This window comes from Pseudomonas sp. FW305-3-2-15-E-TSA4, from assembly GCF_058787295.1.
In genome coordinates, this window is sequence record NZ_JBYSZP010000001.1 from 304,403 (window position 1) to 317,645 (window position 13,243).

Annotated in this window: 13 protein-coding genes; all 13 read left to right on the top strand. The window is 58.3% G+C overall.

The genetic code is table 11. From position 1 onward, the window contains the following. Positions 1–366: 366 nt before the first annotated feature. A complete protein-coding gene (gene rpsB / locus AC3WMV_RS01405) occupies positions 367–1,104 on the top strand; it encodes a 30S ribosomal protein S2 (protein WP_003222119.1) in 738 nt (245 codons plus the stop codon). A 203-nt stretch (positions 1,105–1,307) separates the two neighbouring features. Further along, positions 1,308–2,171, top strand: coding sequence for a translation elongation factor Ts (gene tsf / locus AC3WMV_RS01410; RefSeq protein WP_027611027.1), 864 nt, complete (start codon positions 1,308–1,310; stop codon positions 2,169–2,171). Between the two features lie 212 nt (positions 2,172–2,383). Then, positions 2,384–3,127, top strand: a complete 744-nt coding sequence (gene pyrH / locus AC3WMV_RS01415) for a UMP kinase (protein WP_003222124.1) — start codon at positions 2,384–2,386, stop codon at positions 3,125–3,127. After that, positions 3,124–3,681 (top strand): ribosome recycling factor, encoded by a 558-nt coding sequence (frr, locus tag AC3WMV_RS01420; protein WP_047291868.1) that lies wholly within the window; start codon positions 3,124–3,126, stop codon positions 3,679–3,681. Before pyrH ends, frr begins: the two co-directional genes overlap by 4 nt. 14 nt (positions 3,682–3,695) lie before the next feature. After that, positions 3,696–4,451, top strand: coding sequence for a polyprenyl diphosphate synthase (gene uppS / locus AC3WMV_RS01425; protein ID WP_003222128.1), 756 nt, complete (start codon positions 3,696–3,698; stop codon positions 4,449–4,451). Continuing rightward, positions 4,451–5,257, top strand: coding sequence for a phosphatidate cytidylyltransferase (locus AC3WMV_RS01430; RefSeq protein WP_027611029.1), 807 nt, complete (start codon positions 4,451–4,453; stop codon positions 5,255–5,257). The genes uppS and AC3WMV_RS01430 overlap by 1 nt, the downstream gene beginning before the upstream one ends. Further along, a complete protein-coding gene (ispC, locus tag AC3WMV_RS01435; protein WP_103369682.1) occupies positions 5,254–6,444 on the top strand; it encodes a 1-deoxy-D-xylulose-5-phosphate reductoisomerase in 1,191 nt (396 codons plus the stop codon). The genes AC3WMV_RS01430 and ispC overlap by 4 nt, the downstream gene beginning before the upstream one ends. A 54-nt stretch (positions 6,445–6,498) precedes the next feature. Further along, positions 6,499–7,851 (top strand): sigma E protease regulator RseP, encoded by a 1,353-nt coding sequence (gene rseP / locus AC3WMV_RS01440; RefSeq protein ID WP_103369681.1) that lies wholly within the window; start codon positions 6,499–6,501, stop codon positions 7,849–7,851. Between the two features lie 74 nt (positions 7,852–7,925). Continuing rightward, positions 7,926–10,313 carry an outer membrane protein assembly factor BamA gene (bamA, locus tag AC3WMV_RS01445; protein ID WP_027611032.1) on the top strand — a complete coding sequence of 796 codons (2,388 nt, stop codon included), beginning with the start codon at positions 7,926–7,928 and terminating at the stop codon, positions 10,311–10,313. A gap of 45 nt (positions 10,314–10,358) precedes the next feature. After that, entirely contained in the window at positions 10,359–10,862 is a 504-nt protein-coding gene (locus tag AC3WMV_RS01450) for an OmpH/Skp family outer membrane protein (RefSeq protein WP_003222140.1), read from the top strand. A 3-nt stretch (positions 10,863–10,865) separates the two neighbouring features. After that, positions 10,866–11,921: a UDP-3-O-(3-hydroxymyristoyl)glucosamine N-acyltransferase gene (lpxD, locus tag AC3WMV_RS01455; protein WP_027611033.1), complete on the top strand. Its 1,056-nt coding sequence runs from the start codon at positions 10,866–10,868 to the stop codon at positions 11,919–11,921. Between the two features lie 106 nt (positions 11,922–12,027). After that, the gene (gene fabZ / locus AC3WMV_RS01460) at positions 12,028–12,468 is read left to right on the top strand and encodes a 3-hydroxyacyl-ACP dehydratase FabZ (protein WP_003222142.1); all 441 of its coding nucleotides are present in this window, start codon (positions 12,028–12,030) and stop codon (positions 12,466–12,468) included. Then, positions 12,465–13,241, top strand: a complete 777-nt coding sequence (gene lpxA, locus AC3WMV_RS01465) for an acyl-ACP--UDP-N-acetylglucosamine O-acyltransferase (RefSeq protein WP_007964278.1) — start codon at positions 12,465–12,467, stop codon at positions 13,239–13,241. The genes fabZ and lpxA overlap by 4 nt, the downstream gene beginning before the upstream one ends. Positions 13,242–13,243: the final 2 nt, after the last annotated feature.

Below are 13,243 nucleotides of genomic sequence, written 5' to 3' on the forward strand. Positions count from 1 at the left end.
CTCTCTGCGCTCGGCGGCGCTTGCTGATACGGATAGGGTGGCAGGTGTGGGATTTGCGACCCTGAAAAACGCGATTCTACCAGACGAAAGGAGCAAATCCGCGCCTGCGTGCATCGCGTCTGTCTATACAATGGTGCGCTTGTAGGCGATTCCAAGGGGGCTGCGCCCATGTCCCTGGCGCGATTGCAGATTCCGGGTTCCGTTTCTGTGCACCCTGTGGTATAAAATGCGCCGCTTTCCGGGGATACCCCGAAAAGCTTAAATCCACACACGTGTCGACACGATGACCTGGGTGCTTTTGGCTTTATGCCACTGGTTGGTCATTGGGATACGTGGAGGCCAAACCCGACTTATTAAGGAACTATCATGTCCCAAGTCAACATGCGCGATATGCTGAAGGCCGGTGTGCACTTCGGTCACCAAACCCGTTACTGGAATCCGAAAATGGGTAAGTACATTTTCGGCGCGCGTAACAAGATTCACATCATCAACCTTGAAAAAACCCTGCCAATGTTCAACGAAGCTCTGACTTTCGTAGAGCGTCTGGCCCAGGGCAAAAACAAGATTCTGTTCGTCGGCACCAAGCGTTCCGCTGGCAAGATCGTTGCTGAAGAAGCAGCACGTTGCGGTTCGCCGTACGTCGATCACCGCTGGTTGGGCGGCATGCTGACCAACTTCAAAACCATTCGTGCTTCCATCAAGCGTCTGCGTGACCTTGAAGTTCAAGCCGAAGACGGTACCTTCGCCAAGCTGACCAAGAAAGAAGCGCTGATGCGCTCCCGTGACCTGGAAAAGCTGGATCGTTCGCTGGGCGGCATCAAGGACATGGGCGGTCTGCCAGACGCACTGTTCGTGATCGACGTTGACCACGAGCGCATCGCGATCACCGAAGCCAACAAGCTGGGCATCCCGGTCATCGGCGTTGTCGATACCAACAGCAGCCCGGAAGGCGTTGACTACATCATCCCAGGCAACGATGACGCAATCCGCGCTATCCAGCTGTACATGGGTTCGATGGCTGACGCAGTGATCCGTGGTCGCAACAATGTTGCTGGCGGCACTGTTGAATTCGCAGCTGAAGAAACTCAGGCTGCAGCTGAGTAATCGACGCCCTGGCGTTGACTCAGTAAGCAAAAAGGGGGCTTGGCCCCCTTTTTGCCACCTCGAAAACCGTTTGTTGGCGCCCACTTGTGGCAGCGCACCTCCTGCATTTGTAACGTGCAGCAGCTACAAGGTGTTTCGGGAAGAATTGAACGCCCGTTCGATCGGGTGGAATGGTTGAAAACCTATCCAAGAGGAATTTGAAAATGGCAGCAATTACTGCAGCGTTGGTTAAAGAACTGCGCGAGCGTACCGGCGAAGGCATGATGGACTGCAAGAAAGCCCTGGAAAAGGCTGACGGCGACATCGAAAAAGCCATTGATGACATGCGTGCTTCGGGCGCGATCAAGGCTGCGAAAAAGGCTGGCAACGTTGCCGCTGAAGGCGCAATCGCAATCAAGGACGACGGTAAAGCTGCCGTTATCCTGGAAGTGAACTCGCAGACCGACTTCCTGGCCCTGCAAGACGACTTCAAAAACTTTGTCGCTGCCAGCGTTGAAAAAGCTTTCGCTGACAAGCTGACCGACGCTGCTCCGCTGATCGCTTCGCAAGAAGCTGCTCGCGAAGCACTGGTTGCCAAAGTAGGCGAGAACGTCAACATCCGTCGTCTGGCCCGTATCGAAGGTGACGTTGTCGGTTCTTACCTGCACGGCAACAAGATCGGCGTGGTTGTGGCTCTGAAAGGCGGTGACGTCGAGCTGGCCAAAGACATCGCGATGCACGTAGCTGCCAGCAACCCTGAGTTCCTGCTGCCTTCGCAAGTTTCGGCTGAAGCGATCGAGCGTGAAAAAGCTGTGTTCCTGCAGCTGAACGAAGAGAAGATCAAAGGCAAGCCAGAAAACATTGTTGAGAACATGGTCAAAGGCCGTATCAGCAAGTTCCTGGCAGAAGCAAGCCTGGTTGAGCAGGCGTTCGTCAAGAACCCTGAAATCAAGGTTGGCGAGCTGGCCAAGAAAGGCGGCGCAGAAATCGTTTCCTTCACCTACTTCAAAGTAGGCGAAGGCATCGAGAAGCCGGTCGACAACTTCGCTGAAGAAGTTGCTGCCCAGCTGGCTGCCGCCAAGCAATAAGACGGTTTTTCAACTGTCGCCCGAAAGAGGCTGCCCGCTCACGCGCGCAGCCTCTTTTCAGATGGGGTTACCATTTTTTAATTGGTTTCCACTGGGAACTGACTTACAAAGCCAGGTTCCGATGGCGCTGAAGCAGCGCCAAGCTAGAGTGAACGGCAGCTGTAAAACAGCTTGCACAGAATTTTTTAAATACGCCGCAGGAGAGATTCGCAATGGCTCAGCAGGGCAGTGGTTATCAGGCTCGCTATAAACGCATTCTACTCAAGCTTAGCGGCGAGGCCCTGATGGGCTCGGAAGAGTTCGGGATCGATCCAAAAGTGCTGGATCGGATGGCGCTGGAAGTCGGCCAACTGGTCGGCATCGGCGTACAGGTCGGTCTGGTGATCGGCGGTGGCAACCTGTTCCGTGGCGAGGCCTTGAGCAAGGCTGGCATGGATCGGGTGACAGGCGACCACATGGGCATGCTGGCCACTGTGATGAACGCCCTGGCCATGCGCGATGCGCTGGAACGTGCCAATATCTCGGCCATCGTGATGTCGGCCATTTCCATGGTTGGCGTGACCGATCACTATGATCGCCGCAAAGCCATGCGCCACCTGAACTCCAAGGACGTGGTGATCTTCGCCGCCGGTACCGGTAATCCGTTCTTTACCACGGATTCGGCAGCCTGCCTGCGTGCCATCGAAATCGATGCCGACGTCGTGCTGAAAGCGACCAAGGTTGATGGCGTTTACACCGCAGACCCGTTCAAAGACCCGCATGCCGAGAAGTTCGATCATCTGACTTATGATGAAGTGCTGGATCGCAAGCTGGGTGTAATGGATCTGACTGCTATCTGCCTGTGCCGCGATCACAAGATGCCGCTGCGCGTATTCAACATGAACAAGCCCGGCGCCCTGCTGAACATTGTGCACGGCGGCGCTGAAGGGACTTTGATCGAGGAAGGCCAACAATGATCAACGAAATCAAGAAAGACGCCCAAGCGCGTATGCAGAAATCCCTGGAATCTCTGAACCACGCGTTCGGCCAGATTCGTACCGGCAAGGCTCACCCGAGCATCCTCGGCAGCGTCATGGTGCCTTATTACGGCACTGACACCCCGCTGAGCAGCGTGGCCAACGTCACCGTGAAAGATTCGCGTACCCTGCAAGTCGTGGCCTTCGAGCGCAATATGCTCGCTGCCGTCGACAAGGCGATCCAGAGCGCCGGTCTGAACCTCAATCCGACCAACCTGGGTGAGTTGCTTTTGATCCCGATGCCTGCCCTCACCGAGGAAACGCGCAAGGGCTTCACCAAGCAGGCTCGTAGCGCAGCGGAAGACGCGCGCGTTGCCGTGCGCAACATTCGTCGTGACGCATTGGGTGAGCTTAAAAAGCTGGTCAAGGACAAGGAAATCAGTGAAGACGAAGAGCGTCGTGCCATCGCTGATATCGATAAGCTGACCAAAGAATCCGAGGCCCAGATCACCAAGGCCACGGACGAGAAAGAAAAAGACCTGATGGCCGTATAAGGGTCGAGCTTTTAATGGACAAGACCAAGCAGTCTGCGCCGTCCGCGGTGCCGCGCCATGTCGCGATCATCATGGATGGCAATAATCGCTGGGCGAAAAAACGCTTTATGCCGGGTGTCGCCGGGCATAAGGCCGGCGTGGATGCTGTGCGGGCAGTGATCGAGGTGTGCGCCGAGGCCAAGGTCGAAGTGCTCACCCTGTTCGCCTTTTCCAGTGAAAACTGGCAGCGCCCGGCCGATGAAGTCAGTGCCTTGATGGATTTGTTCTTCAAGGCGCTGCGTCGTGAGGCCAAGCGTCTGAACGACAACAACATCAGCTTGCGCATCATTGGCGATCGCTCGCGTTTCCATCCTGAGCTTCAGGCAGCGATGCGCGAAGCGGAAGCCATGACCGCCGGTGCCAACCGTTTCATCCTGCAGATCGCCGCCAACTACGGCGGTCAGTGGGATATTGCCCAGGCGGCGCAGCGTCTGGCGCGTGAAGTCCAGGCCGGGCATCTGCGTCCGGAGGACATCACCCCGGATCTGCTGCAAACCTGTCTGGCCACCGGTGATCTGCCGCTGCCGGACCTGTGCATCCGCACCGGTGGCGAGCACCGCATCAGCAACTTCCTGCTGTGGCAACTGGCGTATGCCGAGTTGTACTTCTCCGACCTGTTCTGGCCGGACTTCAAACACGAAGCCATGCGCACTGCGCTGGCCGATTTCGCTTCACGCCAGCGTCGCTTCGGTAAAACGAGCGAACAGGTTGAAGCTGGAGCCCGGGTTTAATGCTTAAACAACGAATCATCACTGCGCTGATCCTGCTGCCGATCGCCCTGTGCGGGTTTTTCCTGCTCGAAGGCTCCGGTTTCGCGCTGTTCATCGGTCTGGTCGTAAGTCTGGGCGCCTGGGAATGGGCGCGCCTGGCTGGCTTTACCGCACAGTCGTTCCGTGTCGGCTATGCCGCTGTCGTCGCGCTGATGCTGTTCGTCATGTACGTCCTGCCGGGCCTCGCCCCTTGGGTGTTGGGCGCTTCGGTGTTGTGGTGGGCGGTAGCGACGTACCTGGTGCTGACGTACCCGCGCTCGAGCGAGCACTGGTCTACGGCGGCCACCAAACTGGTGATCGGCTTGCTGATCCTGTTGCCGGCCTGGCAAGGGCTGGTGCAGATCAAACAGTACCCGCTGGGTAACTGGCTGATCATGGCGGTGATGGTGCTGGTCTGGGGTGCCGACATCGGTGCTTACTTCTCCGGCCGTGCTTTCGGCAAGCGCAAGCTGGCGCCGCAAGTCAGCCCGGGTAAGAGCTGGGAAGGCGTTTATGGTGGTCTGGCGCTGAGTCTGGTGATCACCGCGATCGTCGGCCTGGTGCGTGACTGGACCGTGGCCGAACTGCTCAAGGGCTTGATCGGCGCTGCGTTGATCGTGTTCATTTCGGTGGTGGGCGACCTAACCGAAAGTATGTTCAAGCGCCAGTCCGGCATCAAGGACAGCAGCAACCTGCTGCCCGGTCATGGCGGTGTGCTTGATCGCATCGACAGCCTGACCGCTGCGATCCCGATTTTTGCCGTACTGCTGTGGATGGCTGCACCGTGAGCCGCCCGCAACAGATCACTGTTCTGGGGGCTACCGGTTCGATTGGCCTGAGCACCCTCGACGTTATCGCTCGGCATCCCGAGCGTTATCAGGTTTTCGCCCTGAGCGGTTTCACGCGCCTGAGCGAGTTGCTCGCCTTGTGCGTTCGCCATGTGCCTCAATTCGCGGTAGTGCCTGAAGTGGCGGCGGCGCGTGGTCTGCAGGACGACTTGCGGGCTGCCGGTCTGTCCACTCGTGTATTGGTCGGCGAGGAGGGCCTGTGCCAGGTTGCCTCCGCCCCTGAAGTCGATGCTGTGATGGCGGCCATTGTCGGCGCCGCGGGCCTGCGCCCGACGCTGGCGGCGGTGCAGGCCGGGAAGAAAATTCTCCTGGCCAACAAAGAGGCGCTGGTGATGTCTGGCGCGCTGTTCATGCAGGCCGTGCACAAGAGCGGTTCGGTGTTGCTGCCGATCGACAGCGAACACAACGCGATCTTCCAGTGCATGCCGCAGGATTTTGCCCGTGGACTGGGTGCGGTCGGCGTGCGGCGGATTCTGCTGACGGCTTCGGGCGGTCCTTTCCGGCAGACGCCGATGAGCGAGCTGGCGCATGTTTCGCCTGATCAGGCGTGTGCGCACCCGAACTGGTCGATGGGTCGCAAGATTTCGGTGGACTCGGCCAGCATGATGAACAAGGGCCTGGAGTTGATCGAGGCCTGCTGGCTGTTCGATGCCAAGCCGTCGCAGGTGGAGGTGGTGATTCATCCGCAGAGTGTGATTCACTCGCTGGTCGACTATGTGGATGGCTCGGTATTGGCACAGTTGGGCAACCCTGACATGCGCACGCCGATTGCCAACGCATTGGCCTGGCCTGAGCGGATCGACTCGGGTGTGGCGCCGCTGGATCTGTTTGCCGTTGCGCGCCTGGATTTCGAGGCACCGGACGAGCAGCGCTTCCCCTGCCTGCGCCTGGCGCGACAGGCGGCGGAAACCGGCAACAGCGCACCGGCCATGCTCAATGCGGCCAACGAAGTGGCAGTCGCGGCGTTTCTCGACGGACGCGTTGGTTATCTGGAAATCGCGAGTATCATCGAGGACGTGCTGAACCTCGAGCCAGTGGTTGCGCTTGAGGATCTGGATGCGGTGTTTACCGCAGACGCGAAAGCGCGGATTCTGGCGGAACAATGGCTTGATCGTCACGGCCGATAGCCGTTGCAGAACCATGGCGTCACGCGGCACTGAACAGGATTGCGGAGAAAGTAGATGAGCGCGCTCTATATGATTGCCGGCACCCTGATCGCTTTGGGTGTACTGGTCACCTTTCACGAATTCGGCCACTTCTGGGTCGCGCGTCGTTGTGGCGTCAAGGTTTTGCGTTTTTCCGTAGGCTTCGGCATGCCCCTGCTGCGCTGGCACGACAAGCAGGGCACTGAATTTGTTGTCGCCGCGATTCCGCTGGGTGGCTACGTCAAAATGCTCGATGAGCGTGAAGGCGAGGTGCCAGCCGATCAGCTTCATCAGTCCTTCAATCGCAAATCGGTTCGGCAGCGCATCGCTATTGTCGCGGCGGGACCGATCGCCAACTTCCTGCTGGCCCTGGTGTTTTTCTGGGTGCTGGCGATGCTCGGCAGTGAGCAGATCCGTCCGGTCATCGGTGCCGTCGAGTCCGGCAGCATCGCGGCCAAGGCCGGTTTGAATGCCGGTCAGGAGATCGTCGCCATCGATGGCGAGCCGACTTCCGGCTGGGCGGCCGTCAATTTGCAGCTGGTCCGTCGTCTTGGGGAAAGCGGTTCCCTGCAATTGCTCGTGCGAGAGCAGGGCTCTACCGCTGACACGCCGCGCGAACTGGCGCTGGATCACTGGCTCAAAGGGGCTGATGAACCCGATCCGATTCGCTCGCTGGGTATTCGCCCATGGCGCCCGGCCTTGCCGCCGGTGCTGGCCGAGCTCGATCCAAAAGGTCCGGCGCAGGCCGCTGGTCTGAAAACCGGCGACCGCCTGTTGTCGCTCGATGGCCAGGCGCTGGGTGACTGGCAGCAAGTGGTCGATACCGTTCGTACGCGTCCTGATACCAAAATCTTGCTGCGCGTCGATCGCGACGGTGCTCAAATCGACGTCCCGGTGACCTTGGCTGCGCGTGGCGAAAGCAAGGCGCCGAGCGGTTATCTGGGTGCTGGCGTGAAAGCAGTGGACTGGCCGCCGGAAATGATCCGCGAGGTCAGTTATGGCCCGTTGGCCGCAATTGGCGAGGGTGCCCGGCGTACCTGGACCATGAGCATCCTGACGCTGGACTCACTGAAGAAAATGCTGTTTGGCGAGCTCTCGGTAAAAAACTTGAGTGGGCCGATAACCATTGCTAAAGTGGCGGGCGCTTCTGCCCAGTCGGGCGTTGCTGATTTCCTGAATTTCCTTGCTTATCTGAGTATTAGCCTGGGGGTTCTGAATTTGCTGCCCATTCCTGTACTGGATGGGGGGCATTTGTTGTTTTATCTGATTGAGTGGGTGCGTGGTCGCCCCTTGTCGGATCGGGTGCAAGGTTGGGGGGTGCAGATCGGTATCAGTTTGGTGGTCGGAGTGATGTTGCTTGCTCTGGTCAATGATCTGGGTCGACTGTAAAGCTTCGCTGAATTGCGAATCTGCCGCATTTTGCGGCAGTTTGTTTATTGCCAGTTGGAATAAGAAAGGACTTCATGAAACGTCTGCTGCTAACTGCGGTTCTCACCGTATTGATGATCGCCGAAGTTCACGCCGAGTCCTTCACTATCTCTGATATTCGCGTCAATGGCCTCCAGCGGGTCTCCGCGGGTAGCGTCTTTGGTGCCTTGCCGTTGAACGTCGGCGAGCAGGCGGATGATCGTCGCCTGGTGGAATCCACTCGTGCGTTGTTCAAAACCGGTTTCTTTCAAGATATCCAGCTGGGCCGCGAAGGCAACGTTCTGGTGATCACGGTCGTCGAACGTCCGTCGGTCGCCAGTATCGAGATCGAAGGCAACAAGGCGATCTCCACCGAAGACCTGATGAAGGGCCTCAAGCAGTCCGGTCTGTCCGAAGGTGAAATCTTCCAGCGCGCCACCCTCGAAGGTGTCCGTAACGAGCTGCAACGTCAGTACGTTGCCCAAGGCCGTTACTCGGCGACCGTCGACACCGAAGTGGTCTCGCAGCCGCGCAACCGCGTCGCGCTGAAAGTGAAGATCAACGAAGGCACCGTGGCGGCCATCCAGCACATCAACGTGGTGGGTAACACGGTCTTCCCTGATGACGATCTGATCGACCTGTTCGAGCTGAAAACCACCAACTGGCTGTCGTTCTTCAAGAACGACGACAAGTACGCCCGTGAAAAACTCTCCGGTGACCTGGAGCGCCTGCGTTCCTACTACCTGGACCGTGGCTACATCAACATGGATATCGCTTCGACCCAGGTGTCCATCACCCCGGACAAGAAGCACGTCTACATCACCGTCAACATCACCGAAGGCGAGAAGTACACCGTTCGTGACGTCAAGCTCAGCGGTGACCTGAAAGTGCCTGAAGACCAGGTCAAGTCGCTGTTGCTGGTGCAGAAAGGCCAGGTGTTCTCGCGCAAGCTGATGACCACCACCTCCGAACTGATCACCCGCCGTCTGGGTAACGAGGGTTACACCTTCGCCAACGTCAACGGCGTACCTCAGCCGCATGACGACGATCACACTGTGGACATCCTGTTCGCCGTCGATCCGGGCAAGCGTGCCTACGTCAATCGCATCAACTTCCGTGGCAACACCAAGTCCGAGGACGAAGTGCTGCGTCGTGAAATGCGTCAGATGGAAGGTGGCTGGGCTTCTACCTACCTGATCGACCAGTCCAAGACCCGTCTGGAGCGTCTGGGCTTCTTCAAGGAAGTGAACGTTGAAACGCCGGCTGTACCGGGTGTCGACGACCAGGTTGACGTGAACTACGCCGTTGAAGAACAAGCTTCCGGTTCGATCACTGCCAGTGTCGGTTTCGCGCAGAGTGCCGGTCTGATCCTCGGTGGTTCGATCACCCAGAACAACTTCCTCGGTACCGGTAACCGTGTGAGCGTGGGCCTTACTCGCAGCGAATACCAGAGTCGCTACAACTTCGGCTACGTTGACCCCTACTGGACCGCCGATGGCGTGAGCCTGGGTTACAACGCGTTCTATCGCACCACCGACTACAAAGACCTCGACGTCGACGTAGCGAGCTATGCGGTCGACAGCCTGGGTGCCGGCGTCAACGTTGGCTACCCGATCAGCGAGACTTCGCGTCTGACCTTCGGTCTGTCCGCTCAGCAGGACAAGATCAAGACCGGTCAATACACCGTTGACGAGATTTTCGACTTCGTTAACAAGGAAGGCGACAACTACCTGAACTTCAAGGCTTCGGCCGGCTGGTCCGAGTCGACCCTGAACAAGGGCGTGCTGCCGACCCGTGGCCGTTCGCAGAGCCTGACGCTGGAAACCACGATCCCGGGCAGCGACCTGTCGTTCTACAAACTCGACTACCGTGGTCAGTTGTTCCAGCCGATCACCGAAAACTACACCCTGCGTCTGCACACCGAACTGGGTTATGGCGACGGTTATGGTTCGACCGACGGCTTGCCGTTCTATGAAAACTACTATGCTGGTGGTTTCAACTCGGTACGTGGCTTCAAGGACAGTACGCTGGGTCCTCGCAGTACCCCGAGTCGCGGTTTCGACAAGACTGGTAATGTTGGCACTATCGCCGACCCGGATCAGGATCCACTGCCGTTCGGTGGCAACGTATTGATTCAGGGTGGTGTTGAAGTCCTGTTCCCGCTGCCGTTCGTGAAAGATCAACGCTCCCTGCGCACCTCGGTATTCTGGGATGTGGGTAACGTGTTCGATTCGACTTGCAAGTCGACCAGCAACGCTGACGGTACAAAAGCCAACACTCAGTGCAACGACATCAGCCTGAGCAACATGGCCAGTTCCGTCGGTGTGGGCGTGACGTGGGTAACCGCACTGGGGCCTTTGAGCTTCGCGTTGGCCATGCCGATCAAGAAACCGGATGACGCTGAAACTCAAGTGTTCCAATTCTCCCTCGGCCAGACGTTCTAAGCGTCTGACCCAAGATAACGACAATGGATTTTGTAGGAGTGCATCGTGCGTAAGTTGACTCAATTGGTTCTCTTGGCCTCCGTACTGGTGGCAGGCCCGGCGTTCGCCGACATGAAAATCGCCGTTCTGAACTATCAGATGGCATTGCTGGAATCCGATGCGGCCAAGAAATACGCCGTGGATGCCGAGAAGAAGTTCGGTCCGCAACTGACCAAGCTCAAGACGCTGGAAAGCAGCGCCAAGGGCATTCAGGACCGTCTGATGGCCGGTGGCGACAAGATGCAGCAGGGCGAGCGTGAGCGTCTGGAGCTGGAATTCAAGCAAAAGGCCCGTGACTTCCAGTTTCAGTCCAAGGAGCTGAACGAAGCCAAGGCAGTTGCCGACCGCGAAATGCTCAAGCAACTGAAGCCGAAACTGGATAGCGCAGTGGAAGAAGTCATCAAAAAAGGTGGTTTTGACCTGGTGTTCGAGCGTGGCGCAGTGATCGATGTCAAACCTCAGTACGACATCACGCGCCAGGTTATCGAGCGCATGAATCAGCTGAAGTAACCCATGACCGTGACTATCAAGCTCGGCCAGTTGGCCGAGTTCCTCGGCGCCACCCTGCGTGGCGACCCCGAGAAGCAAATTACTGGGCTAGCCACCTTGCAGGAGGCTGGCCCAGCTCAGTTGAGCTTTCTGGCAAATCCTCAATACCGTAAATACCTGGCAAGTTCCCAGGCGGCTGCGCTATTGCTCAAGGAAGCCGACGCCGAAGGTTTTGCCGGTAACGCGCTGGTGGTGCCGGATCCTTATCTGGCTTACGCCCGTATCTCCCATCTGTTCGATCCCAAACCGAAAGCCACTGCGGGTGTTCATCCCACGGCGGTGATTGCACCGGATGCGGTGGTTGATCCAAGCGCCAGCATCGGTCCGTTTGTGGTGATCGAGGCCGGTGCGCGCATCGGTGCGCAGGTCACCCTGGGCGCCCATTGCGTCATCGGTGCCCGCAGTGAAATCGGCGAGGGCGGCTGGCTCGCTCCTCGGGTGACGCTGTACCACGACGTGCGCATCGGCAAGCGTGTAGTGATCCAGTCCGGTGCCGTTCTCGGTGGTGAAGGCTTCGGTTTTGCCAACGAGAAAGGTATCTGGCAAAAGATCGCCCAGATCGGCGGCGTGACCATCGGCGACGATGTCGAGATCGGCGTGAACACTGCCATCGACCGTGGCGCGCTGGCGGATACCGTGATCGGCAACGGCGTGAAACTCGACAACCAGATCCAGATCGCGCACAACGTCCAGGTCGGTGATCACACCGCCATGGCGGCCTGTGTCGGTATCTCCGGCAGCACCAAAATCGGCAAGCACTGCATGCTCGCCGGTGGTGTCGGCCTGGTGGGGCACATCGATATTTGCGACAACGTTTTCCTGACCGGGATGACCATGGTGACCCACTCGATTACCGAGCCAGGCGCCTATTCTTCCGGCACAGCCATGCAACCGGCGGCCGAATGGCGCAAAAGCGCGGCCCGCATCCGTCAGCTCGATGACCTCGCGCGACGTTTGAAGCAGCTGGAAAAGCGCGTCGGAGAAGTGACCCCCGGCAGCAATGCTTCATCTGATGGCTGATACCATTTCCATATCAAGTGTGCACAGCCTCTAGACTGCCTCCTTGATTTGCTAGAGGAGTGCGCGTCAGTCGCGCTCCCAATCTTTACATAGGCTTCCCCCCGAAATGATGGACATCAACGAGATTCGCGAATACCTGCCTCACCGTTACCCGTTCCTGCTGGTGGACCGGGTGGTGGAACTGGACACTGAAGGCAAGCGCATTCGCGCCTACAAGAATGTCAGCATCAATGAGCCATTCTTCAACGGCCACTTCCCGGCGCACCCGATCATGCCGGGCGTACTGATCATCGAAGCGATGGCCCAGGCTGCCGGGATTCTCGGTTTCAAAATGCTCGACGTGAAACCGGCCGATGGCACCCTTTACTACTTCGTCGGTTCCGACAAGCTGCGTTTCCGTCAGCCGGTGCTGCCGGGTGACCAGCTGATCCTGGAAGCCAAGTTCATCAGCTGCAAGCGCCAGATCTGGAAATTCGAATGCCAGGCTTCGGTCGACGGCAAGCCAGTCTGCTCGGCTGAAATCATCTGTGCGGAACGCAAGCTATGAGTTTGATTGACCCTCGCGCAATCATCGATCCGTCGGCCGTTCTGGCTGATGGCGTCGAGGTCGGCCCGTGGTCGATCGTCGGCGCAGGTGTGGAAATCGGCGAGGGTACTGTGATCGGACCGCATGTGGTCCTCAAAGGCCCGACCCGCATCGGCAAGCACAACCGCATCTACCAGTTTTCCTCGGTAGGCGAAGACACGCCGGATCTGAAGTACAAAGGCGAAGAAACCCGTCTGGTGATCGGTGATCACAACGTCATTCGCGAAGGCGTGACGATTCACCGTGGCACCGTGCAGGACCGTTCGGAAACCACGCTGGGCGATCACAACCTGATCATGGCCTATGCCCACATCGGGCATGACAGCGTCATCGGCAACCACTGCATCCTGGTCAACAACACCGCGTTGGCCGGGCATGTGCACGTTGACGATTGGGCGATCCTTTCCGGTTTCACCCTGGTGCATCAGTACTGCCACATCGGCGCCCACAGTTTTTCCGGCATGGGCACTGCCATCGGCAAGGACGTTCCGGCGTTCGTCACCGTGTTCGGCAACCCGGCCGAAGCGCGCAGCATGAACTTCGAAGGCATGCGCCGTCGTGGTTTCAGCGAAGACGCGATTCACGCGCTGCGCCGCGCTTATAAGACCGTGTATCGCCAGGGCCTGACCGTGGAGCAAGCGTTGGCCGAATTGGCCGAACCTGCTGCGCAGTTCCCGGAAGTTGCGCTGTTTCGTGACTCGATCCAGTCGTCGACTCGCGGCATCACCCGCTGATC

What these genes read in the sequence shown, in the direction of transcription:
- uppS (WP_003222128.1), top strand. Translation starts at nt 3,696, where the DNA reads ATGGACAAGACCAAGCAGTCTGCGCCGTCCGCGGTGCCGCGCCATGTC.
- AC3WMV_RS01430 (WP_027611029.1), top strand. Translation starts at nt 4,451, where the DNA reads ATGCTTAAACAACGAATCATCACTGCGCTGATCCTGCTGCCGATCGCC.
- lpxA (WP_007964278.1), top strand. Translation starts at nt 12,465, where the DNA reads ATGAGTTTGATTGACCCTCGCGCAATCATCGATCCGTCGGCCGTTCTG.
- lpxD (WP_027611033.1), top strand. Translation starts at nt 10,866, where the DNA reads ATGACCGTGACTATCAAGCTCGGCCAGTTGGCCGAGTTCCTCGGCGCC.
- bamA (WP_027611032.1), top strand. Translation starts at nt 7,926, where the DNA reads ATGAAACGTCTGCTGCTAACTGCGGTTCTCACCGTATTGATGATCGCC.
- rseP (WP_103369681.1), top strand. Translation starts at nt 6,499, where the DNA reads ATGAGCGCGCTCTATATGATTGCCGGCACCCTGATCGCTTTGGGTGTA.
- pyrH (WP_003222124.1), top strand. Translation starts at nt 2,384, where the DNA reads ATGGCTCAGCAGGGCAGTGGTTATCAGGCTCGCTATAAACGCATTCTA.
- tsf (WP_027611027.1), top strand. Translation starts at nt 1,308, where the DNA reads ATGGCAGCAATTACTGCAGCGTTGGTTAAAGAACTGCGCGAGCGTACC.
- fabZ (WP_003222142.1), top strand. Translation starts at nt 12,028, where the DNA reads ATGATGGACATCAACGAGATTCGCGAATACCTGCCTCACCGTTACCCG.
- frr (WP_047291868.1), top strand. Translation starts at nt 3,124, where the DNA reads ATGATCAACGAAATCAAGAAAGACGCCCAAGCGCGTATGCAGAAATCC.
- rpsB (WP_003222119.1), top strand. Translation starts at nt 367, where the DNA reads ATGTCCCAAGTCAACATGCGCGATATGCTGAAGGCCGGTGTGCACTTC.